Origin of the sequence: Candidatus Thalassolituus haligoni, assembly GCF_041222825.1 — a bacterium.
Taxonomy (GTDB): Bacteria; Pseudomonadota; Gammaproteobacteria; order Pseudomonadales; family Oceanobacteraceae; genus Oceanobacter; species Oceanobacter antarcticus.
The window spans coordinates 301,523-320,980 of record NZ_CP139482.1; the positions used below are offsets into that span (position 1 = coordinate 301,523).

Genomic DNA, 19,458 nt, shown 5'->3' on the forward strand with positions numbered 1-19,458 from the left:
GTTTTTAACACCGCAGTGACAACAACGCAGATAGAAAATCAACCGCCTGCTAGGCTCGGCGTATAACGCTGCCAATGTACAGCAGTAGTAGCGCCCCCACCGTTGCCATGATGACCGAACCGATAAATCCAACGGCAGCAATCCCCAGCAAGTTAAAGACAAAACCACCGATAAATGCTCCGGTAACGCCAATGACCATGTTACCGAAAAAACCGAATCCGCCACCGCGCTTCAGTGTGCCAGCTAACCAGCCGGCAACCGCACCAATTAGCAAAAATACCAATAAGCTCATTAAATCCATTGTTTGATCTCCCATCAATTGAGTGTCTATTCATTAGTCGCTATTGAGAGATTGGATGGATTTGCCGTTGAGAGTTCAAGAATCTGCTTTATCAACGTTAAATTCATGCTATTTCCCGACCTGACGGGATTGCAATGTGCTAGCAGATTCCTGACACCCTTGTCGGTTTAACGACAAAAAAGCCCACCAAACTCCAAGCAAAGGGGTCAAATGAGAGTGTTTTGCTATGGCACCTGGATTGCTCTCTATTTGGAGACCCATCCAATAACCAGCAATGCGTAAAACGCGACAGGAGCCAGTTATGTCAGTGACGTTTGAACTGAAAACCACCGAAACCCAGGAGTTCACCTTTGAGTTGCTCAGCAGCAGCGGCGACATGCTACTGCTCAGTGGGGATTACCCGAACAAAGCCGCAGCCGAGCAAGGAATTAAAGACGTGAAGCTGGGTTCTCTTATGGGGCATCAAATCGCCGCAGGTAAAACGCCAGCTGGTGAGACGTTTTTTGTGATTAAAGATACCCACGGCCAAATCATCGCCAAAAGCGCCTTGTTTGCGGATCAGATGTTGTTCGACAACGCCCTGCACGCGGTAAAAGACAACGCCTGCATTGCCGGAATATCCGACCTGACCGCAGCCTGAGCCATGGAGTCCACTGATGAACAACGAGCTGACCGTTCTTAAAGAGTTGTCTACGGTTACCGTCACTCAGGCTGAATGGCTGGAGATTGGTCGTACCATCACCAGCCATTTGCCAAAGCCTGAATTTTTGCAAACATTCAATGCCATGGCGGGTGAGGTGTCGAAGGTCTACGGCTTTGTTATCGACACCCTGGCTCCCTTTATCGAGCTGAATTCCGAGCCTGCGTTTGTGGAAAACTTCGATAGCCTGATGGTGTCCTATCAAGCCAGTTACCTGGCTGAAGCCAGTAAGCCCAGACACTATTGCGACGAAGCATTCGAACACTTTGTTGAGATCCAGCAGAGCAAGGAATTCAGCACCAGCTATCCGTTGTTGAAACACACGTTTGATCGTCTCGATTACATCATGGACAAGTACATTGCCAATGATGCCTGGGTGGTGATGAGCATCGAAACAGTGATGAAACGGTTAAGCCGCTGGTTGAATGACATTGCCGAACTCAAAAAAGTCGACAGTGAAGATGCGTTCTGGGTGTATCAGGGTCTGATGAAAAGTATCGCAGAATATTTACAGCTGATCCGCCAGCGTGGTTAGCCGGTCATCCGGGAATGGTACTGATGGTATTGATGTTGTGGCATAGCCTGACAGATGCATTGCGGAATGCATCTGTCAGGTGTGGCTATTTGCCGATCACTATTTCCAGCACAAACTTGGAACCGAAATATGACAACACCAGAAATCCGGTGCCAATCAGTGTCCAGCGACTGGCGGTAACACCACGCCAGCCAAAGCGATAACGACCAAACAGCAACATCGCAAATACGGCCCAGCCGATCGAGGCAAAGACCACCTTATGGAGCAGATGCTGCTCTTTCAGGTCAACCACACTGGGCCAGCCAATCGCAAACGCCAGCGTCAGCAGGATCATCCCCAGCCAGATCATTTCAATCAGCAACAGATCCATGGTTTGCAGCGGCGGGAGTGCCTGAATCAGACCGTGGGTCTTGTGCTTGCGCAGATGGTGATCCTGCAAGGACAACAATACCGACTGCACTGCGGCAATCACAAACACGCTGTACGCCAGAATGGATAACAAAATATGCCAGACCAGGCCGTAGCTGAGGTGATCCAGTGTTTCACGTTGTTGAGAGAACGAAGACACCACCAACAGCACAGCGATCATTGGAAACAGGCCAACAAACAGATTCTCGACCGGCTTTTTCAAACTGGAAAACAGCAACAGCAGCGTAATGACCCAGCCAATGACCGAGCCAATATTATAAAACGCAAAGTTGATTCCGGGATGGGCGCTGTCACTGGTGACGGCACCGTAGAGCAGAAAACCCAGGTGCGTGAGCGCCGCCAGCATGGCCAGCGTCAGTACCAGATTACGATTGGCTGGACGGTCTCCACGAATGGTTTGCCACTGACGAAAAGCAGAAAACAGATACAAAACCGCAGCGGGCAAGGCAACAATAAATTCGGACATAACCAAGTTTCCAAAAAGACGCGGCCAGTGTCGCACATGGCCCCGACTTAGCAAAGTCGATGCAATTCAGTTGCATTGACAGATCAGTATCTCAAGCCCAAGGCATCACATAACCAGCTCTGAAAATTGCTCGCAGCACGGAAGCGCCGGGCAATCTGATCACAGCAGTCGGGTTGATAGAGCGTCTCTTCATCCAGCGCCGCCAGGGCAATAAAATCCTTACGCTTGAGCTCGTCTATTTGAGGGTGATCTTTGTCGTAGCCCTTGGGCGGGCGTATCAGGCTGTCGCCATCCAGTTGAAAATATTGCTGGAAGTCGTTATCGCCAATAGCATCCAGATAGCGTGCCGGTCGTTCGGCCAGCGCGTCGCGAATTTTCCCCAGCGCTACCGAATCCGGGTGCCAGACGCCGACGCCAACAAATATCTCGTCCGCTGCAATGTGCAAATAAAATCCCGGTGCATGGATATCTTTGCCGGACTCATGGCGAAACTGGATACCAACATTCAGCTTGTAGGGCGTCTTGTCTTTGGCAAAGCGGGTATCCCGATAGGGCCGCATCAACGAGCCGCCCACTTTTTTGGCGACGGCTTCGTAATAGGGCGAGATAGCGCGGATCTCCATTTCCATGGCAGCAATAAACGCCAGTGCCGGGCCACGAACCTGAAGCTCATAGTCGGACTTGTGTTGCTCGAACCAGGCCTTGTTATTGTTTTCTTGCAGCTGGCGCAAAAATACCAGCAACTCCGGTGAAAACGCCGTAAACATAAGGTCTCCCTGTCTTGCCGCCATGGGCGCTGTGGTATTGATGAACACTTGTTACATATGGCTCGGTATCGTGCGCCGGAGCCTGGGGCAGGTGCTATGAGGCAAGTGCTATGGATGGTGCTATGGATGGTGCTATGGGGATAGTACCGTAACAAAATCTTGTGATTATTCCATGTTGCGGTCGCGATCCCGGTTAATTCGTTACGACGGCGAATTCGCCCAACGGGCGTAAGGATAACCGTCCTTAAAGAGGGTATACTTGGCGTTATTTTTCGCAAACGGGGCGCCGGCCCGGTTATCCAGTCCCGGCCAGACGTACCCAGCATACGAGTTGTCATTATGTTCGAAAGTTTGACCGACCGACTTGGCAAAGCCCTCAAAAGCATTTCCGGCCAGGCCAAGTTAACCGAAGAAAACATCAAAGGCACCGTGCGTGAAGTTCGCATGGCGCTGCTGGAAGCCGACGTTGCCTTGCCGGTGGTGAAAGCCTTTACCGACCAGGTCAAAGAGCGCGCCATTGGTACCGAGGTTCTGAAGAGTCTGAATCCGGGTCAGGTATTCCTGAAAATCGTCCATGAAGAGCTGCAAAGCGTCATGGGTGAGGCCAATGAAAAGCTGAATCTGGCGACCCAGCCACCGGCTGTTATCCTGATGGCTGGCTTGCAGGGGGCGGGTAAAACCACCACGGTTGCCAAGCTGGCCAAGTATCTGGCCGAGCGCGAAAAGAAAAAGGTGATGGTGGTGTCTGCCGACGTTTATCGTCCGGCAGCAATCAAGCAGCTTGAAACCCTTGCCAACGAAGTTGGTGCACTGTTTTATCCATCGGATATCAGCCAGAAGCCACTGGCCATTGCTCAAGGTGCTATCGAGGCGGCGAAAAAAGCCCACGCCGATGTGCTGCTGGTGGATACCGCCGGGCGTCTCGCCATCGACGATGCGATGATGGCCGAGATCAAGGCGTTACACGCTGGCATCAATCCGATTGAAACCCTGTTCGTGGTGGACGCCATGACGGGTCAGGATGCCGCCAATACCGCCAAGGCATTCAGCGAAGCACTGCCGTTGACTGGTGTCGTGCTGACCAAAGCCGATGGTGATGCTCGTGGTGGTGCAGCGTTGTCGGTGCGTCATATCACTGGCAAGCCGATCAAGTTTATGGGTATGGGTGAAAAAACCGATGCCCTGGAGCCATTCCATCCCGATCGCGTGGCGTCCCGGATTCTCGACCTGGGTGACGTACTGACCCTGATCGAAGAAGCCGAACGTAATATCGACAAGGCCAAGGCTGACAAACTGGCGAAAAAACTGCAAAAGGGCAAGGGCTTCGATCTTGAAGACTTCCTCGACCAGTTGCAGCAAATGAAAAACATGGGTGGCCTGACCGGCATGCTCGACAAGTTGCCTGGCATGGGTAATGTGAACCAGATGGCCAAGCAAACCGCTGCGGCAGAGGGCCAGTTCAAGCAGATGGAAGCGATTATTTTCTCCATGACGCTGGATGAACGCCGCTTCCCGGACAAAATTAACGGTTCACGTAAAAAACGTATCGCCAATGGCTCTGGCTCCCAGATTCAGGACGTTAACCGGGTGCTGAAACAGCACAAGCAAATGCAGAAAATGATGAAAAAAGTCACGGCCAAGGGCGGCATGAAAAAGATGATGCGCGCCATGGGCGGAAATGGCGGCGGCATGGGTGGCCCAGGTGGTGGTTTGCCACCCGGCTTTGGCGGCGGTATGCCGCCGATGCGTTAGCAAGCGGGTGTTTTTCAGTAAAACGTTGCGGATATTTTTGTGCTGATACCGTATTCGCCACGTCTCGCAGGGCATGGGTGACGTGGGGAGGCGTCTGGGAATCCCTGGTGCCGAACTTGATGCCGCTTTACTTGTACCCCCATTACCTCATTACCCCAAACATCTCTCAGGCCATCTGCATGATGGCCTTGCGGAAACGTCCCAGCGAATAAGCAAACAGCACGGCACCGATCAGCAGCAAGGCCAGGAACTGTGGCCACACCACATCAAAACCCGCACCGCGATAAAGAATCGCCTGTCCCAGTTCAACGAAGTGGGTGGTCGGGGCGAGGAGCATTATATTCTGCACAATATCCGGCATGCTTTCGCGGGGTGTGGTGCCACCGGACAGCATTTGCAGCGGCATCATCACCAATACCATCAGCAGCCCGAACTGCGGCATGCTGCGGGCCAGGGTGGCAAGAAAAATCCCCATCGATGTGGTGGCAAACAAATGCAGCGCGGCACCGCTGAAAAACAGCAGTAACGATCCTTCAATCGGTACATCAAGAATGCCGCGTACCATACCGTTCAGCGATAGGGCGGCGGCAATCAGTACGACGACTCCCATCGCCCAGACCTTGGCCAACATGATTTCTGTCGGTGTGACCGGCATCACCAGCAGATGTTCGATGGTGCCATGTTCCCGTTCCCGGATCAGCGCGGCACCGGTAAGAATAATGGCGACCATGGTGATCTGGTTGATGATCTGCATCAGACTGCCAAACCAGGACTGATCCAGCGCCGGATTAAAACGCGCCCGTACGGCCAGGTTCACCGGTAAGACGGTATCGCTGCGGTAGCTTTGCAGGAATTCACTGACTTCCGCCTGTACAATCTGCTGCACATAGCCGCTGCCGGTAAAGGCCTGACTCATGCGCGTGGCATCGACATTGAGCTGAATTTCCGCATCCCGCCCGGCCAGTACATCACGTTGAAGATCCGGCGGAATATTCACCACAAAGGTATAAAGTCCGGCGTCCATACCGGCATCCATGGCTTTCAGGGTGATCATTTCCGGCGGCATAAAATAGGGTGGGTAAAAGGCGGAAATAATCCGTTGTGACAGCGCTGATCCATCCTCGTCAACAAAGGCGATGGGGGCTTTGTTGAGTGAGTCCGGCATCGAGGTGCCAGCGGTATACACCGAGAAGGTGAAGCTGAAAATAATCAGCACCAGCATGGTCGGGTCACGCCACAGGCTCCACAGTTCTTTGATGCCGAGGCGGTAAATATTGATCAGGTGGCGTCTTATCTTATTTAAATCCATCTCAGCGCTCCTGTTTTTTCAGCAGCAAAATGGCGGTACCGGTAATCACGGGTATCGAAACAAGCAGCGGCCAGAATGAGGCGTACAAATCACTCAGGGTCAGCGCTTTACTGAACACACCGCGGCTGATGGTCACCATATGGGTGGCTGGATAGATCTGACCAATAACCTGAGCGCTGCCTTCCAGTGAACTGACCGGATCGGTCAAGCCGGAGAACTGGGTCGCCGGAATCAGGGTGCCGACCATGGCGAAGAACATCGCCGCAATCTGACTTTTGGTGACCGCTGAGGCCAGTAAGCCCATGCCGGTGGCGGCAAAACTGAATAACAGGGCAGCGAGGGTCAGGGTCAGATAGCTGCCGGTCACTGGCACATCAAATAAGGTGACGGCGAGCAGACTCATCAGGAAGAAGTTGATCATGGCAAAGCCAACGTAAGGCAGTTGTTTGCCAAGAATAAATTCGGTGCGGGTGACCGGGGTGACGTACAGATTAATAATGGAACCCAGCTCTTTTTCCCGCACCACCGCCAGCGCGGTCAGCATGGCCGGCATCATCAGCAGCAGAATCGGAATCACTGCCGGCACCATGGCTGGCAGGCTTTTGACATCCGGGTTGTAACGGAAGCGGGTGACGACATCAACCGCGCTGCTGAGGGCTCCGGCATTGCCACTCTGGCGCGCCTGCTCCTGTAACCACTGGGTGTGTATACCACTGACATAGCCTTTGACGGTTTCGGCTCTGGAGGGCATGGCACCATCGATCCAGACGCCGATATCGACCTGATCGCCACGCAGTACGCTGCGACCAAAGCCGGGTGGAATTTCAATCGCCAGTGACAGTTCGCCGGAGCGCATGCGGCGGTCCATATCGGCGTAATCCCGGAGCGGAGCCTTCTCGCTGAAATAGGTCGAGCCGGTGAGGTTCAGCGCATAATTCTGGCTGAGCGTGCTTTGGTCATAATCCAGCACCGCATAGGGCAGGTTATTGACATCCATGGTGATGCCATACCCCATGACCAGCATCAGAATCAGTGAGCCGACCAGTGCCAGCGTTGCCCGTACCGGATCACGTTGTAACTCCAGTGTTTCACGCCACAAATAACTCCACAGGCGTTGCGTTGAAAAGCGCGGTGGAGGTCGGCTGCCGGACGGGGTTATTCCGTTATGGTTGTCAGTAGCGGCAATATCTTCTTCGTCTTCCTCGACGTTATCATTGTCGGTCTGTTTGTCGCTGGCCTCAGCCTCAATCAGGTAGCTGATAAAAGCTTCTTCCAGCGTTGCCGCGTTACGTTTGCTGATCAGGTTGGCGGGTTTATCGCTGTCGAGCACCTTGCCGGCATGCATCATCGACATGCGGTCGCAACGCAGCGCTTCATTCATAAAGTGAGTGGAGATAAAAATGGTCACCCGGTCGCGGCGCGATAATTCAATCAACAGCCGCCAGAAATTATCCCGCGCAATCGGGTCTACGCCTGAGGTCGGTTCATCGAGAATCAGCAGCTCCGGGTTATGCACCATGGCCACGGCCAACGACAGGCGCTGACGTATGCCCATGGGCAGTTTTTCCGGCAGAAAGCCTCGCACCTCATGGAGATCAAAGCGCTGGATCATTTCTTCTGCGCGGCTATCAACCTCATCCTCCGGCACATGAAACAGGCGTGCGTGCAGGATCAGATTCTGTTCTACGCTGAGTTCGCCATACAACGAAAAGGACTGTGACATATAACCCACCCGCTGACGGGTAGTGATATCGTGAGGATCGACTTCATTACCGAACAGCCAGGCCTGGCCTTCTGTGGCGGGCAGCAGACCGGTGAGCATTTTCATGGTGGTGGATTTGCCGCAACCATTGGAACCTAAAAAACCGAAAATCTCGCCCCGGCGGATGCGGAAGTTCACATGGTCAACGGCGGTAAAATCGCCGAAGCGCATGGTCAGATCGGTGGCTTCAATGGCAATGTCCTGGCCATCGTCCGGCAGCGGTGGAATGTCGACCGGTGCATAGCCTGCTTTTTTGTCGTCCGGCAGCAGTTCAATAAACGCCGCTTCCAATGACTCGGTGGCAGTTTTCTGCAGTAATTCATCTGGCGTACCGGTATCCAGTACTTTGCCGTCATCCATTACTACCAGCCAGTCAAAGCCTTGTGCTTCATCCATATAAGCGGTGGCGACCACCACGCTCATCTGCGGACGGCTGGCGCGGATGCTCTGAATCAGTTGCCAGAACTGGGCCCGCGCCAGTGGGTCAACACCGGTGGTGGGCTCATCCAGGATCAGCAAGTCCGGGTCGTGAATCAGCGCACAGCACAGCCCCAGCTTTTGCTTCATGCCGCCGGACAGCTTGCCAGCCGGACGCGTCAGAAATGGATACAGACCGGTACTTCTGGTCAGGTGATCAATACGCTGGCGGCGCTCAATGGAGTTATGGCCAAACAGGCGGGCAAAAAATTGCAGGTTTTCTTCCACCGATAAGGTCGGATACAGGTTTTTACCCAGCCCCTGTGGCATATAGGCAATATCAGGACAGACAAGATCGCGGTGACGCTTGTTGCTCATATCGCCGCCAAGGACAGCAAGGTTACCGCCCTGTACCGCTCGGGCACCGGCCAGTAACGACAGCAGGCTGGATTTACCCACGCCGTCCGGGCCGAGTAAGCCGACCATGACACCGCCGGGAATCTCCAGCGAAATATCGTTCAGTGCACAGGTTTTACTATAACGAAGGCTGACGTTACTGAGGTGTGCTACCGGGGCTGTGGCCATGATTTATTCCGCACTCAGATTAACGGTCAGCTCTGCGGGCCATGCGCTTGCCTCATCGAGTTTCAGCCACGCCACGCCGGGCAGGCCGGTTTTGACCTGAGTGATGTATTTCTGCAACAGTTGTGGCGATATCCGCGCGCGCACCCGGAACATCAGTTTCTGCCGTTCGCTTTCTGTTTCGACGGTTTTCGGGGTGAACTGAGCGGTGGACGCAACAAACGACACCTGTGCCGGAATGACATAATCCGGTGCCACATCCAGCACCAGATGCACCTCCTGTCCGAGGGCAATACGGCCAGCCACGGTTTCTGGCAGGAAGAAGGTCATATACACATCCGACAGATCGACCATATTGATTACCTTGCCACCGGCGCCCAGCACTTCACCCGGCTGAGTTACCAGATATTGCACCCGGCCATCCCGTGGGGCGGTGAGAATACTGTCGGCCAGATCGGTTTCGATACGGGCGACGCTGGCTGCTGCCGCATTAACATTGGATTCAGCGCCAATGACTTGCGCTTTGGCAGCTTCAATGGCTGCTCTGCCAGCGGCGACCTGGGCTTTGGCGGCACTCAGTGTGGCCTCGGCGGTACGTACAGCGGCGCGGTCATCATCCAGAACCTGATCCGACAACGAACCTTCTTTGGCCAGTTGTACCGAGCGGCGGTAGTGGCGCTGGGCGGAATCCAGTTCTGTTTCTCGCTGGATCTGGCTGGCTTGCAGAGCCGCCAGATCACTCTCGCGCATGGCCACCTGCGCCTTGGCACTGGCCACTGCCGCTTTGGTCTGTGCCTGTTGAGCTAAGGCCTGATTACGCTGGGCAAGCAAGGAATCACTCTGCATCACTGCCAGTTGCTGACCGGCAATAACAAAATCGCCTTCTTTTACCAGCAGGGATTGCAGTCGTCCGCCGAGTTTGGTGGCGACATCCACGGCGGTGGCTTCAATGCGGCCATTGCCTTTGACAAAACCTTCTGCGGTGCTGGTGCTGTCCAGCCTGCTCCAAATAAACCAGCCCGCCAGAACGACGATAAATAGAATAAACGCGGAAATACGTTTGTTGCTGAAAGCCGTTTTCATGATGTAAATCCTGATTTTATGCGCGTCGTTGAATGTTTAATTGCCAGGCCGCGAGCGGTTATCCATTATTAGCGACTGGTCGGTCGGTAACTCTTGCGACAACTATAGGTCGGTGTTTTATGACTGACAATGATGATTTATTGATCCGTGTGGCATGCTGTTCAGATAGTGCAGTTTTGCGAGCTAACACTGTGTTTCACCGTAGCGACTATTGTCTGGCCGGGGCCGTTGAAGAGAGAATCTGTGAATCCAAGAAATGACCAATAAACAATCAAGCAAAACCATTGCCGCCACGGCAGCTGGACGTCGGCGATTGTCGCCTGAATTACGTATTCAGCAGATTCTTGATGCGGCGTTTGTGGTGTTTGCGGAGAAGGGATTTGTGTCAGCCCGGATGGACGACATTGCGGCGGCGGCGGGTTTGTCGAAAGGCGGCATTTATAATCATTTCCGCAGCAAAGAGCAGATCTTTGAAGAACTGCTGAAACACCGTTTGAACCAGTATGGCGCTGGTGTTGAGTTTCCGGATGATGACCGGCCAGTAACGGTTGAAAGGATTATTACTGACGTCGTAGAGCCATTGTACGCCTCTTTTTCCAATCCGGATGTTATCCGCATTCTGCGGCTGGTGCTGGTGGACGGTAACCGTGTGCCGGAATTTGTCCGCTACTGGCATTCGCTGATTTCGCAACCTTATCAACAGCGACTTCAGATTCTGGTGCAGAAAGGGGTAGTGGCAGGAACGCTGCGCAATGGCAGCCTGACTGACTCACCGGCCTTAATTGTATCGCCGGCACTGGTGTTTATGTTCGACACCATGGTGGACAGTGATAACGCCCGGCGGCAGCTGGAAAGCCGTCGTCAGGCTCATGCCCGGATGTTGAGAGAAATGCTGACACCGCCGGTATAACGGTTATTCATACAAGCAGCAGGTGGTTGATCTGCTACCGCGAGGTTGTCGTGGGTACCACAGGCATGCCCTGTTGAACGCAATCAGCCATTTTCGTGGTGGATGGCCTTTGTGGCAGGGCAAACAAGGATCAGAACCTGCTTAATGGATGGTTCTGGTTTATGCTGCGGCTTCTTTCTCTTGCTCAGGAATGGTGATTGTGCAGCTTCGTTCTATCGACAAAACCACCTACAAAAAACGCCTTAACCAGGTACAGGGAGGGGCCGTGATTACTTTATTGGTACTGGCGCTGCTGTTTTCCGAACTGTATCGGGCGTTATGGGCGGGGGGCGAATCCAGCACACTGCTGAATGCACTCGCGGTGGCTACGGCTGCGGCACTGGTGGCGCTGCTATTTAACCGCATCAAGGACAAACCCTGGATGGCGGACATGGTGTATCTGTGGCGTCTGAAACGGGAGCTGAACCGCATTTATCGCAGCAGCAAGATCCTTGAACAAGCGCTGGCTGCGGGCGATCGTGACGCGTTTGTTATCCAGAACTTCAATCTGCGCGGCGCGAAACTGCTTTATGAGTCGGAAGACAACACCCTGACATTGCCAGAGCTGCAAGAGAAAATCATTGAACTGGAAAACACCCTGTCTGAACGGCAGCTGACGGTATCGCTGGATGAATACAGCCCAGCCTTGCTGGATGCCTTCAAACAGCGTTTGAAATAGGCTCTGAGGCTACTCCGGGTCGTTGTTATCACCCCAAAAAAGGTTAATGAAGGGAGCAGGCTCTGTCCTGCTCCCTGCTCCCTGCTCTAGCTTTAGCTCTACTCTATATGCTTGACCAAGCGTTTTCTCAATTCTTACTCACTGCTTTGCGATGCTCCGGGTCGAGGCATTCCATTTCTTCATGAGGAAGTCCGGGCGCCAGGGTGCTATTGAGGTAAGCGGTTATCGCTGTGATCGGATCGGATTCTGAAGTGGCCACCAACGTGGTGCCGCGTTCTGCCAGCCGACGGGCTACACCTTCTCCGGCTGAGCCGCAGAGAGCTATATCGACCCCGTGCAGTGGGTGTCGATTGCCGTCGCCACGCACATGCCATTCATGCAGGCTGCCTGTTTTGGATAAATGGATACTCCAGACCAACTCTGGCTGGCCGTTCGATACAACATATACATTCCAGTGCACAGCACGGCCTGCGTGGGGAGATAATTGTCCGTGTTCTTCTACCGCAACGGCGATAAGGGGTTCTGTCATGGGGATTCCTCCGGTCAGTCCGTCCATGTTAAAGAGGGAAGAAAAAATACATTTGATCCGACGCAGTCATGGCTGCATCTGGCAGCAATAAATGTCAGAAATGGCATCGCGGCACATGCAGTAACGACAGTGCTCAATAGCGTATTACTCAGGACGTGTGGGTCGTTACGCCTGATGCTGTAGAAGAGTTGTTGTTATCTTTGTTGTTGCCGTCAATGGTGGTTGCTCTCGTCTATATGTTCCGGGTTGGCGATGTCTTCCAGAATGGGACAATCTGGACGGTCATCACCCGCGCAGCAGCTCACCAGTGATTGCAGGCTGTTGACCATCGACTGCAGTTCAGCAATCTTTTGATTCAATACGGTGATGTGGTCAGTGGCCAATCGTTTGACATCTTCGCTGTGGCGGGATTGGTCTTGCCACAAGGTCAGCAGCTCTCGGGTTTTTTCAACCGGGAAACCCATTCCTCGCGCCCGGTGTATAAATTTCAGGGTGTGAATGTCCTGCTCGCGGTAACGACGATATCCGGCAGCACTGCGCGCTGCCGGTTGAATCAGGCCAATCGATTCGTAGTAGCGGATCATCTTGGCACTGATGCCCGAAGCGCTGGCAGCGGCTCCAATGTTCATACCGGTCTCCTGTTCGGTTGACGGGTGTGTATTTGTTACGGCTATGTGTTTGTTCTCAGGCTGGGTATCCGTTGTCAGGACAGACGAATCCGCTTTAATCGCAAGGCGTTGCCTACGACAAACACCGATGACATGGCCATCGCACCCGCTGCGACGGCAGGCGACAGCAACCAGCCAAAGGCCGGGTAGAACACGCCAGCAGCCAGGGGCACCAGGGCGGCATTATAGGCAAAGGCCCAGAACAGATTCTGGCGGATGTTGGTCATGGTCGCTTTGCTGAGGGCGATGGCGGTACGGGCACCGTTGAGGTTGCCCGACATCAGTACCACATCGGCGGCTTCAATCGCGACGTCGGTGCCAGTACCAATCGCCATGCCGATATCGGCCGCCGCCAGCGCTGGCGCATCGTTGATGCCGTCACCGACAAACACCAGTTTTTTACCCTGTGGGAGTGCGGCTTTGAGCTGCTGCAAGGCGTCCACCTTGCCGCTGGGTAATACCTCGGCAACGACCTGATCAATTCCCAGGGTGTGTGCAATCGCTGCGGCGGTATGGCGGTTGTCACCAGTAATCATCACAACCTGGAGGCCCAACTGGTGCAAACCGGCAATGGCGTCCGGAGTGCTTGCCTTGATGGGATCGGCGACGGCGATGATGGCGGCGAGTTGGCCATCCAGTGCGGCATACAGGGGCGTTTTGCCTTCTTTGCCAAGTCGGGCGGCGGTGCTTGCCAGCGGGCGGATGTCGATGCCCATTTGTTGCATCAGCCGATCCGCCCCCAGTGCGATGTGCTGGGTCTGTTCATTTGGCGTCACTCCTGCCCTGGCCGCTGTCATCACTTTGGCTGTCACGCCCAGGCCAGTGAGCGATTCAAAGTCTGAGCAAGCCGGTATGGTCAGTTGCTGTTGCTGTGCTGCCGTTTCAATGGCGCGGGCAATCGGGTGTTCAGAATGTTGTTCAACGGCGGCGATCAGGGCCAGAACGGCAGCAGCCTCAAAATCAGGCATGACTTCCAGATCGGTCAACGCCGGTTTGCCCTCGGTCAGGGTGCCGGTTTTATCTACCGCAATAACGGCCACATCCTGCAAGTGCTGCAAGGCTTCGCCTTTGCGAAATAACACTCCGGCTTCTGCACCCCGGCCGGTGCCGACCATTAGCGAAGTCGGTGTGGCCAGCCCCATGGCACAGGGACAGGCGACAATCAGTACCGCCACGGCATTCACCAGCCCAAAAGTCAGCGCCGGTTCCGGGCCAAAGATCAGCCACACGACAAAGGTCAGTAAGGCCAGCGCCATGATGGTGGGCACAAACCAAAGCGTGACCTTGTCGACCAGGGCCTGAATCGGCAGTTTGGCTCCTTGTGCCTGCTCGACCATACGGATAATTTGCGCCAGCACGCTGTGTTCACCGACCGCCGTCGCCTGAATCGTCAAGGCACCAGACTGGTTCAGTGTGCCGCCGGTGACGCTGTTACCGGGCTGGCGTCGAACGGGCAGGGGCTCTCCGGTGAGCATGGATTCATCAATATAGCTGTCACCATCAATCACCTCGCCATCCACCGGGACACGTTCACCGGGACGTAACTCGATGCGATCTCCCAGAATAACGTCTGCCAGCGCCAGCTCGATTACCTGGCCGTTGCGCTGCACCCGTGCAGTGTGTGGTTGCAGGCCGATCAGGTGGCGAATCGCCTCCGAGGTTCTGCCCTTGGCACGAGCCTCCAGCAACCGCCCCAGCAGAATCAGCGTGACGATCACCGCAGCCGCTTCGTAATACACATGCACCGTGCCTGGTGGCAGCAGGCCGGGCAGAAAGGTGGCGATGGTTGAAAAGCCCCAGGCCGCCAGGGTGCCGACCGCCACCAGAGAGTTCATATCCGGTGCCGCGTGCAGCAAGGCCGGAATCCCCCGCTGATAAAACCGCAGCCCCGGTATCAGCAACACCAGCGTCGTTAAGACAAACTGCAATAGCCAACTGGTTTGCTGGCCCAGTGTGGCCATAACCCAATGATGAAAGGCAGGAATCAGGTGACCCCCCATTTCCAGAATAAACACCGGCAAGGTCAGCGCCGCAGCAATCAGCAGATCACGCTGATAAATCTGGGCTTCGGCATCGCGTTTTTCCCGGTTATCGAGAGACGATTGCCCGGCCTGTTCCGCTGTTCCCATCGCCTTGGCCCCGAAGCCGGCTTTTTCTACCACGGCAATCAGCTCGGCAGCCGTGGTGCCAGGCAATATATTGATTCGTGCTTGCTCTGTGGCCAGGTTAACCGCCGCACCCACCACGCCAGGCTGCTTGTTGAGTACCCGTTCAATCCGGCCAGAGCAAGACGCACAGGTCATGCCCTCAATGGCCAGCTCGATCGCTGCCGGTTGATGGACTGAGTAACCGGTTTTGACGACAGCTTCAATCAGCGCTTCTACGTTTAACCCGGTTTTGCCGGTAATCGTTGCGGTTTCGGTCGCCAGATTGACGGTTGCCTCGCTCACACCAGCGACGCTGGCCAGCGCTTTTTGTACCCGAGCAGAACAGGAAGCACAGGTCATGCCGTCGATATTCAGACGTAAAATGTGTTCCGGAGTGGCCGGGGGTTGGCCGGACGGTGAACTTGAGGTTTGAATGGCAGACATGGAACCTCCTTGGCGAAGCGAGTGAAGGGACTGGGTGAGCTGGGCAGTGGAGCTGGTTGGACGTTAAACCCTGCTCGCCCCGTCAGCGATTAACAACATGGTAAACCTTGCCATCGTTGTAAGGTAAACCGGATTCAGCGAGCCAGATCAATATTCTGGTGACGGATGCAGACGCATTCTTGACCTTACCACTGTGGCAAGGATCATATTGACGCAGTGTTAAATCACCCACTGAACAGGAGCACAAATCATGAAACTGACCGTAGAAGGCATGACCTGCGGCGGCTGTGTCAACGCCGTCACCCATATTATCAAAGGGCTGGATGACAGTGCCGAGGTCAGCGTCAGCCTTGAAACCGGACTGGTAGAAACCAATGCCAAAGCGACACTGGAGCAACTGGCTGCGGCACTGGACGACGGCGGCTTTCCGGCTAAAGCGGCGGGATAATTTGCCGTTTTAATAACGCCGAGGGAATGGACATCTTGGCCCCCTGTCAAGCTGGCAAACTCCTTGCAATATCTCCCTGTGAGTAGGCAATTGACTAGGGAGACTGCCGTTATGACACTGTATTGCGGGGCATATTTGCCTGAAAGCGGGTTATCAGACAGCCCGTTTGTCGGGGCGCTGACAAGGGTTGCAGCAAAACTGACAAGTATGAATGGTCGCAAGAAGAACCTGGAAGATCCTCATCTGGATCTCTATTTTCTGGTGCCGGGGAGTACCGATGTTCCGCCGTTTCGTGGCATGCGTTTCCACTCGTTTGATCGCGCCAACCGGCGGCTGCGGATTGAATCTTCAGTCCCGGCCCATATGGTGGCATCACGTCATTGTCAGGCTTATGTACTGGCGGCGATTCAGGATGCGGTCGAAAATGCGGCGGACTTCTTTTCACGCGAACATATCGATTTTGACCACCAGGCCTACGACCTGATGATCGCGCACCTGGTGGAGACGCACTGATGACGGCTCCCATCAAGATGATCCTGTGTGAAGACATCCAGAACCTGCTCGACAAGCCCGACCTGATGCTGCTCGATTGCCGTGACGTTGGAGACTACCGCAGCAATCACCTTGATGGTGCCCTGCATGCCCATGATACGCTGGTCGAAACCCTGATTCGCAAGGGCGACAAGCAACGACCGATTCTGATCTACTGCTACTCCGGGCATCGCAGCGAACACTTATGTGAGCTGTTTACCGGCTTCGGCTTTGAACAGGTGTACAACCTGGGCGGAGGCTACCTGCGCTGGCAGGAGCTGCAAGTGGCGGGCTGATCATGAAAACCACCACGCAGACTGACCGCACAGGTATCCAGATGGGTGAATTGAATATCTGGGCGATGGACAAGGATCAGGGCATCAAGCACCTGCTGCTGTTGTTAACCGAACAGCTGGGAGCTGATGCGTTTGCGATTGATGAGCGTATCAATACCGACCTGCGTGCCATTTACATCTGTGATCTGGATGAACCGGGTATCCGCGCTTACCTCTATACGCTGGGCCAGACGCAGGGACGCTATGGCGTGCATCTGGAATACCCGGAGTCATCGGAAGTGAACCCGGTCTACGACGCCTTTGAAAACCTGACGCTGCCCTCCCTGGTCAGCATCCTTGCTGTGCACCTGGATGTGGATGAAATCCAGCCGCTTCCGGTGCTGCATTGACCTGAGCGGGGGATTATCCTGGTGATCCGTGCGTGCTTCTCGCAAAGCAGGTAAACTAGCGCCTTTTTTATGGGGGCGCTGCCAATTGCCTGGCGCGGTCGCCATATCACCTGACAGCAAACCAGGATATTCGGGTTCCATACCATGATGAAATACATCTCCACTCGGGGTAATGCGCCAGAGCTGGCGTTCGACGACGTTTTGTTAACCGGTCTGGCTGCCGATGGCGGCTTGTACGTACCGAAGGAAGTACCACAGTTTTCTCTGGCTGAGCTTGAATCCTGGCGCGACCTGTCGTACACCGAACTGGCGCACAAGGTCATCTATCCCTTTGTTGAAGGCTGTGTGGATGCCGAAGCCCTGCAAGGCATGATCGACGATGTCTATGGTGCGTTCGGCCATAAAGCCGTTGCACCGTTGCAACAGCTTGACCACAACGAATACGTACTGGAGCTGTTCCACGGCCCGACCCTGGCGTTCAAGGATTTTGCCCTGCAACTGCTGGGTCGTTTGCTGGACTACGTACTGGAACGTCGCCACGAAAAAGTCGTGATTATGGGGGCAACCTCCGGCGATACCGGCTCCGCTGCGATTGAAGGCACCAAGGCCTGTCGCAACGTCGACATTTTTATCCTGCATCCTTACGGCAAGGTTTCTGACGTCCAGCGCCGTCAGATGACCACGGTCAGCGGTGATAACATCCATAACATCGCTATCGAAGGCAACTTCGATCAGGCGCAAGACATGGTCAAGGCCAGCTTTGGTGATCAGTCTTTCCTGCGTGGTGAGCGCAAGCTGGTGGCCGTCAACAGCATCAACTGGGCACGTATCATGTCCCAGATTGTGTACTACTTCTATTCCGCGCTGAACCTGGGTGGCCCGCTGCGTCCAATGGCCTACTCGGTGCCGACCGGTAATTTTGGCGATATCTTTGCCGGATATATGGCTCGTAAAATGGGGCTGCCGATCGAACAACTGATTATTGCCACCAACGAAAATGACGTGCTGCATCGCTTGATGAGCCAGAACCTGTACGAAGTGCATCCGCTCAAGCACACCATCACCCCGTCGATGGATATTGCCGTATCGTCCAACTTCGAGCGCCTGCTGTTTGATCTTTATGATCGCGACGGTGCCGCGCTGGCCGATCTGATGGGCCGCATGAATGCCAAAACAGACGTGGTCTCGCTGGATGAAGACAAACTGGCCAAAGCCCGTGAGCTGTTCGACAGCATGGCGGTGAATCAGGATGAAACCGTTGCTGTGATGCAGCAGGTCTTTGCTGAAACCGGCTACCTGCTCGACCCGCACACCGCGATCGGTGTGAAGGCGGCACGGGAATGTCGTCGTAATACCCGTATCCCGATGATCACCCTGGGCACCGCCCACCCGGTGAAATTCGAAGATGCGGTCAAGCGCGCCGGATTCGAGATGCCTACATTGCCTCACCACCTGAACGACCTGATGGAACGCGAAGAGCGGCTGAGCGTATTACCCGCTGACCTCAAGACCGTTCAGGCATTTATTGCCAGCCATACATTCAAGGATTGACTGGCAGACTGTCGGGCGTCCAGGCGCCCGGCATCGTGATGTGTTGTCGGCCAGTTTTATCGGGGTCGTCGCATCAATCCGGTTATTTCCATCGTGCTGCTGTTGACGTTTCGGCGTCCGACCACCTTCCCTGAGGTTTGCCATGAATTACGTATCCCTGAATGACTTCAAATGGGGCTGGATTTTCCGTCACCGCGAACTGCCGGTGGACTCAGAGTCGCTGGGTCTGATTCGCCCGCTCGACAAAGCATCGGCCAACCAGTTCTGGAAAACCCATATCAGCAAGGAAGCGGCTCACGCCAGTCACTTTCTGGGAGACGACTGGCCGTCTCGCAATGGCGTCTGGCAACCAAAAGAGAACTGGCAATTGGCCTGGGAAGCCGACGCTAACGCCATGCCAGCGCTTATGGCGCAACACATCCCGTGGGAAACCAACGTCACGGTCTTTTTTTGTTACGATGTCGACCATATCGTCCAGACCCGCTGGGATATATTTCAGCGCCATTGGAAAAATTTCCTGTTTGTGGATGATCAGCCCATGTTGCTGGGCAAAAGCCGTGATGAAGTGGTGCGTTTTTTTAATGATGGCTCATATCAAACGGGAATTCGTCCCAAACGTTGATATTTCTCAAATGAAAATGAGGTTGAATATTTTTTTATATAATGTTTTTAGAATCAATAACTTGTAGGTTTTCCTACAAAAAAGATAGCCGATCCGATATTG

General features: G+C 54.4%; 20 protein-coding genes. 11 read left to right on the forward strand and 9 right to left on the reverse strand.

The annotated features are described in order from the left end of the window. Window positions 1–49 precede the first annotated feature (49 nt). The gene (locus tag SOJ49_RS01405; protein ID WP_369856442.1) at window positions 50–301 is read right to left on the reverse strand and encodes a GlsB/YeaQ/YmgE family stress response membrane protein; all 252 of its coding nucleotides are present in this window, start codon (window positions 299–301) and stop codon (window positions 50–52) included. A 301-nt stretch (window positions 302–602) separates the two neighbouring features. Here SOJ49_RS01405 and SOJ49_RS01410 point away from each other — a divergent pair, with 301 nt between their 5' ends. After that, window positions 603–941: a hypothetical protein gene (locus SOJ49_RS01410; RefSeq protein ID WP_369856443.1), complete on the forward strand. Its 339-nt coding sequence runs from the start codon at window positions 603–605 to the stop codon at window positions 939–941. 16 nt (window positions 942–957) lie between these two features. Next, window positions 958–1,536, forward strand: a complete 579-nt coding sequence (locus tag SOJ49_RS01415; protein WP_369856444.1) for a hypothetical protein — start codon at window positions 958–960, stop codon at window positions 1,534–1,536. A gap of 85 nt (window positions 1,537–1,621) precedes the next feature. Here the strand turns inward: SOJ49_RS01415 and SOJ49_RS01420 are convergent, their stop codons facing one another. Both SOJ49_RS01420 and SOJ49_RS01425 read right to left on the reverse strand, forming a co-directional pair. Next, window positions 1,622–2,431, reverse strand: a complete 810-nt coding sequence (locus tag SOJ49_RS01420) for an inner membrane protein YpjD (RefSeq protein ID WP_369856445.1) — start codon at window positions 2,429–2,431, stop codon at window positions 1,622–1,624. 83 nt (window positions 2,432–2,514) lie between these two features. Continuing rightward, the gene (locus SOJ49_RS01425) at window positions 2,515–3,198 is read right to left on the reverse strand and encodes a DUF2461 domain-containing protein (RefSeq protein WP_369856446.1); all 684 of its coding nucleotides are present in this window, start codon (window positions 3,196–3,198) and stop codon (window positions 2,515–2,517) included. A 339-nt stretch (window positions 3,199–3,537) separates the two neighbouring features. On the opposite strand from SOJ49_RS01425, the gene ffh reads away from it, so the two are divergent. Further along, a complete protein-coding gene (gene ffh / locus SOJ49_RS01430) occupies window positions 3,538–4,950 on the forward strand; it encodes a signal recognition particle protein (RefSeq protein WP_369856447.1) in 1,413 nt (470 codons plus the stop codon). Window positions 4,951–5,116: 166 nt separating this feature from the next. On the opposite strand, the gene SOJ49_RS01435 is transcribed toward ffh, so the two are convergent. Genes SOJ49_RS01435 through SOJ49_RS01445 form a run of 3 tightly spaced genes read right to left on the reverse strand, consistent with a single transcriptional unit; the run spans window position 5,117 to window position 10,103 of the window. Then, window positions 5,117–6,259: an ABC transporter permease gene (locus SOJ49_RS01435; RefSeq protein WP_369856448.1), complete on the reverse strand. Its 1,143-nt coding sequence runs from the start codon at window positions 6,257–6,259 to the stop codon at window positions 5,117–5,119. 1 nt (window position 6,260) lies between these two features. Continuing rightward, entirely contained in the window at window positions 6,261–9,023 is a 2,763-nt protein-coding gene (gene rbbA / locus SOJ49_RS01440) for a ribosome-associated ATPase/putative transporter RbbA (RefSeq protein ID WP_369856449.1), read from the reverse strand. A 3-nt stretch (window positions 9,024–9,026) separates the two neighbouring features. Further along, the gene (locus SOJ49_RS01445) at window positions 9,027–10,103 is read right to left on the reverse strand and encodes an HlyD family secretion protein (protein WP_369856450.1); all 1,077 of its coding nucleotides are present in this window, start codon (window positions 10,101–10,103) and stop codon (window positions 9,027–9,029) included. 256 nt (window positions 10,104–10,359) lie between these two features. Between SOJ49_RS01445 and SOJ49_RS01450 the strand changes: the two genes are divergently transcribed. Then, window positions 10,360–11,013 (forward strand): TetR/AcrR family transcriptional regulator, encoded by a 654-nt coding sequence (locus SOJ49_RS01450; RefSeq protein ID WP_369856451.1) that lies wholly within the window; start codon window positions 10,360–10,362, stop codon window positions 11,011–11,013. Between the two features lie 199 nt (window positions 11,014–11,212). Then, window positions 11,213–11,731 carry a DUF3087 family protein gene (locus SOJ49_RS01455; RefSeq protein WP_369856452.1) on the forward strand — a complete coding sequence of 173 codons (519 nt, stop codon included), beginning with the start codon at window positions 11,213–11,215 and terminating at the stop codon, window positions 11,729–11,731. 127 nt (window positions 11,732–11,858) lie between these two features. Here SOJ49_RS01455 and SOJ49_RS01460 read toward each other — a convergent pair whose 3' ends face one another. From SOJ49_RS01460 to SOJ49_RS01470, 3 genes are all read right to left on the reverse strand, one after another. Next, a complete protein-coding gene (locus tag SOJ49_RS01460) occupies window positions 11,859–12,260 on the reverse strand; it encodes a NifB/NifX family molybdenum-iron cluster-binding protein (RefSeq protein WP_369856453.1) in 402 nt (133 codons plus the stop codon). Between the two features lie 212 nt (window positions 12,261–12,472). Then, window positions 12,473–12,889 (reverse strand): Cu(I)-responsive transcriptional regulator, encoded by a 417-nt coding sequence (gene cueR, locus SOJ49_RS01465; protein ID WP_369856454.1) that lies wholly within the window; start codon window positions 12,887–12,889, stop codon window positions 12,473–12,475. Between the two features lie 74 nt (window positions 12,890–12,963). After that, the gene (locus tag SOJ49_RS01470; protein WP_369858022.1) at window positions 12,964–15,435 is read right to left on the reverse strand and encodes a heavy metal translocating P-type ATPase; all 2,472 of its coding nucleotides are present in this window, start codon (window positions 15,433–15,435) and stop codon (window positions 12,964–12,966) included. Window positions 15,436–15,769: 334 nt separating this feature from the next. Between SOJ49_RS01470 and SOJ49_RS01475 the strand changes: the two genes are divergently transcribed. From SOJ49_RS01475 to SOJ49_RS01500, 6 genes are all read left to right on the forward strand, one after another. Then, the gene (locus SOJ49_RS01475) at window positions 15,770–15,967 is read left to right on the forward strand and encodes a heavy-metal-associated domain-containing protein (protein WP_369856455.1); all 198 of its coding nucleotides are present in this window, start codon (window positions 15,770–15,772) and stop codon (window positions 15,965–15,967) included. Between the two features lie 111 nt (window positions 15,968–16,078). Beyond that, on the forward strand, window positions 16,079–16,480 hold the full coding sequence (locus SOJ49_RS01480) for a hypothetical protein (RefSeq protein WP_369856456.1): 402 nt from the start codon (window positions 16,079–16,081) through the stop codon (window positions 16,478–16,480). Continuing rightward, window positions 16,480–16,794 (forward strand): rhodanese-like domain-containing protein, encoded by a 315-nt coding sequence (locus SOJ49_RS01485; RefSeq protein WP_369856457.1) that lies wholly within the window; start codon window positions 16,480–16,482, stop codon window positions 16,792–16,794. The genes SOJ49_RS01480 and SOJ49_RS01485 overlap by 1 nt, the downstream gene beginning before the upstream one ends. 2 nt (window positions 16,795–16,796) lie before the next feature. After that, complete coding sequence (locus SOJ49_RS01490) at window positions 16,797–17,183, forward strand: hypothetical protein (RefSeq protein ID WP_369856458.1); 387 nt, start codon at window positions 16,797–16,799, stop codon at window positions 17,181–17,183. Between the two features lie 147 nt (window positions 17,184–17,330). Continuing rightward, window positions 17,331–18,734: a threonine synthase gene (gene thrC, locus SOJ49_RS01495; RefSeq protein ID WP_369858023.1), complete on the forward strand. Its 1,404-nt coding sequence runs from the start codon at window positions 17,331–17,333 to the stop codon at window positions 18,732–18,734. Window positions 18,735–18,876: 142 nt separating this feature from the next. After that, on the forward strand, window positions 18,877–19,356 hold the full coding sequence (locus SOJ49_RS01500; protein ID WP_369856459.1) for a DUF2947 family protein: 480 nt from the start codon (window positions 18,877–18,879) through the stop codon (window positions 19,354–19,356). Window positions 19,357–19,458: the final 102 nt, after the last annotated feature.

Excerpts from the sequence above, each read along its gene's own strand:
- rbbA (WP_369856449.1), bottom strand. The coding sequence starts at position 9,023 with ATGGCCACAGCCCCGGTAGCACACCTCAGTAACGTCAGCCTTCGTTAT.
- cueR (WP_369856454.1), bottom strand. The coding sequence starts at position 12,889 with ATGAACATTGGAGCCGCTGCCAGCGCTTCGGGCATCAGTGCCAAGATG.
- SOJ49_RS01450 (WP_369856451.1), top strand. The coding sequence starts at position 10,360 with ATGACCAATAAACAATCAAGCAAAACCATTGCCGCCACGGCAGCTGGA.
- SOJ49_RS01460 (WP_369856453.1), bottom strand. The coding sequence starts at position 12,260 with ATGACAGAACCCCTTATCGCCGTTGCGGTAGAAGAACACGGACAATTA.
- SOJ49_RS01445 (WP_369856450.1), bottom strand. The coding sequence starts at position 10,103 with ATGAAAACGGCTTTCAGCAACAAACGTATTTCCGCGTTTATTCTATTT.
- ffh (WP_369856447.1), top strand. The coding sequence starts at position 3,538 with ATGTTCGAAAGTTTGACCGACCGACTTGGCAAAGCCCTCAAAAGCATT.
- SOJ49_RS01490 (WP_369856458.1), top strand. The coding sequence starts at position 16,797 with ATGAAAACCACCACGCAGACTGACCGCACAGGTATCCAGATGGGTGAA.
- SOJ49_RS01425 (WP_369856446.1), bottom strand. The coding sequence starts at position 3,198 with ATGTTTACGGCGTTTTCACCGGAGTTGCTGGTATTTTTGCGCCAGCTG.
- SOJ49_RS01405 (WP_369856442.1), bottom strand. The coding sequence starts at position 301 with ATGGATTTAATGAGCTTATTGGTATTTTTGCTAATTGGTGCGGTTGCC.
- SOJ49_RS01415 (WP_369856444.1), top strand. The coding sequence starts at position 958 with ATGAACAACGAGCTGACCGTTCTTAAAGAGTTGTCTACGGTTACCGTC.
- SOJ49_RS01475 (WP_369856455.1), top strand. The coding sequence starts at position 15,770 with ATGAAACTGACCGTAGAAGGCATGACCTGCGGCGGCTGTGTCAACGCC.
- SOJ49_RS01500 (WP_369856459.1), top strand. The coding sequence starts at position 18,877 with ATGAATTACGTATCCCTGAATGACTTCAAATGGGGCTGGATTTTCCGT.
- SOJ49_RS01470 (WP_369858022.1), bottom strand. The coding sequence starts at position 15,435 with ATGACCTGTGCTTCCTGTTCTGCTCGGGTACAAAAAGCGCTGGCCAGC.
- SOJ49_RS01480 (WP_369856456.1), top strand. The coding sequence starts at position 16,079 with ATGACACTGTATTGCGGGGCATATTTGCCTGAAAGCGGGTTATCAGAC.
- SOJ49_RS01435 (WP_369856448.1), bottom strand. The coding sequence starts at position 6,259 with ATGGATTTAAATAAGATAAGACGCCACCTGATCAATATTTACCGCCTC.
- SOJ49_RS01420 (WP_369856445.1), bottom strand. The coding sequence starts at position 2,431 with ATGTCCGAATTTATTGTTGCCTTGCCCGCTGCGGTTTTGTATCTGTTT.
- thrC (WP_369858023.1), top strand. The coding sequence starts at position 17,331 with ATGAAATACATCTCCACTCGGGGTAATGCGCCAGAGCTGGCGTTCGAC.
- SOJ49_RS01410 (WP_369856443.1), top strand. The coding sequence starts at position 603 with ATGTCAGTGACGTTTGAACTGAAAACCACCGAAACCCAGGAGTTCACC.
- SOJ49_RS01485 (WP_369856457.1), top strand. The coding sequence starts at position 16,480 with ATGACGGCTCCCATCAAGATGATCCTGTGTGAAGACATCCAGAACCTG.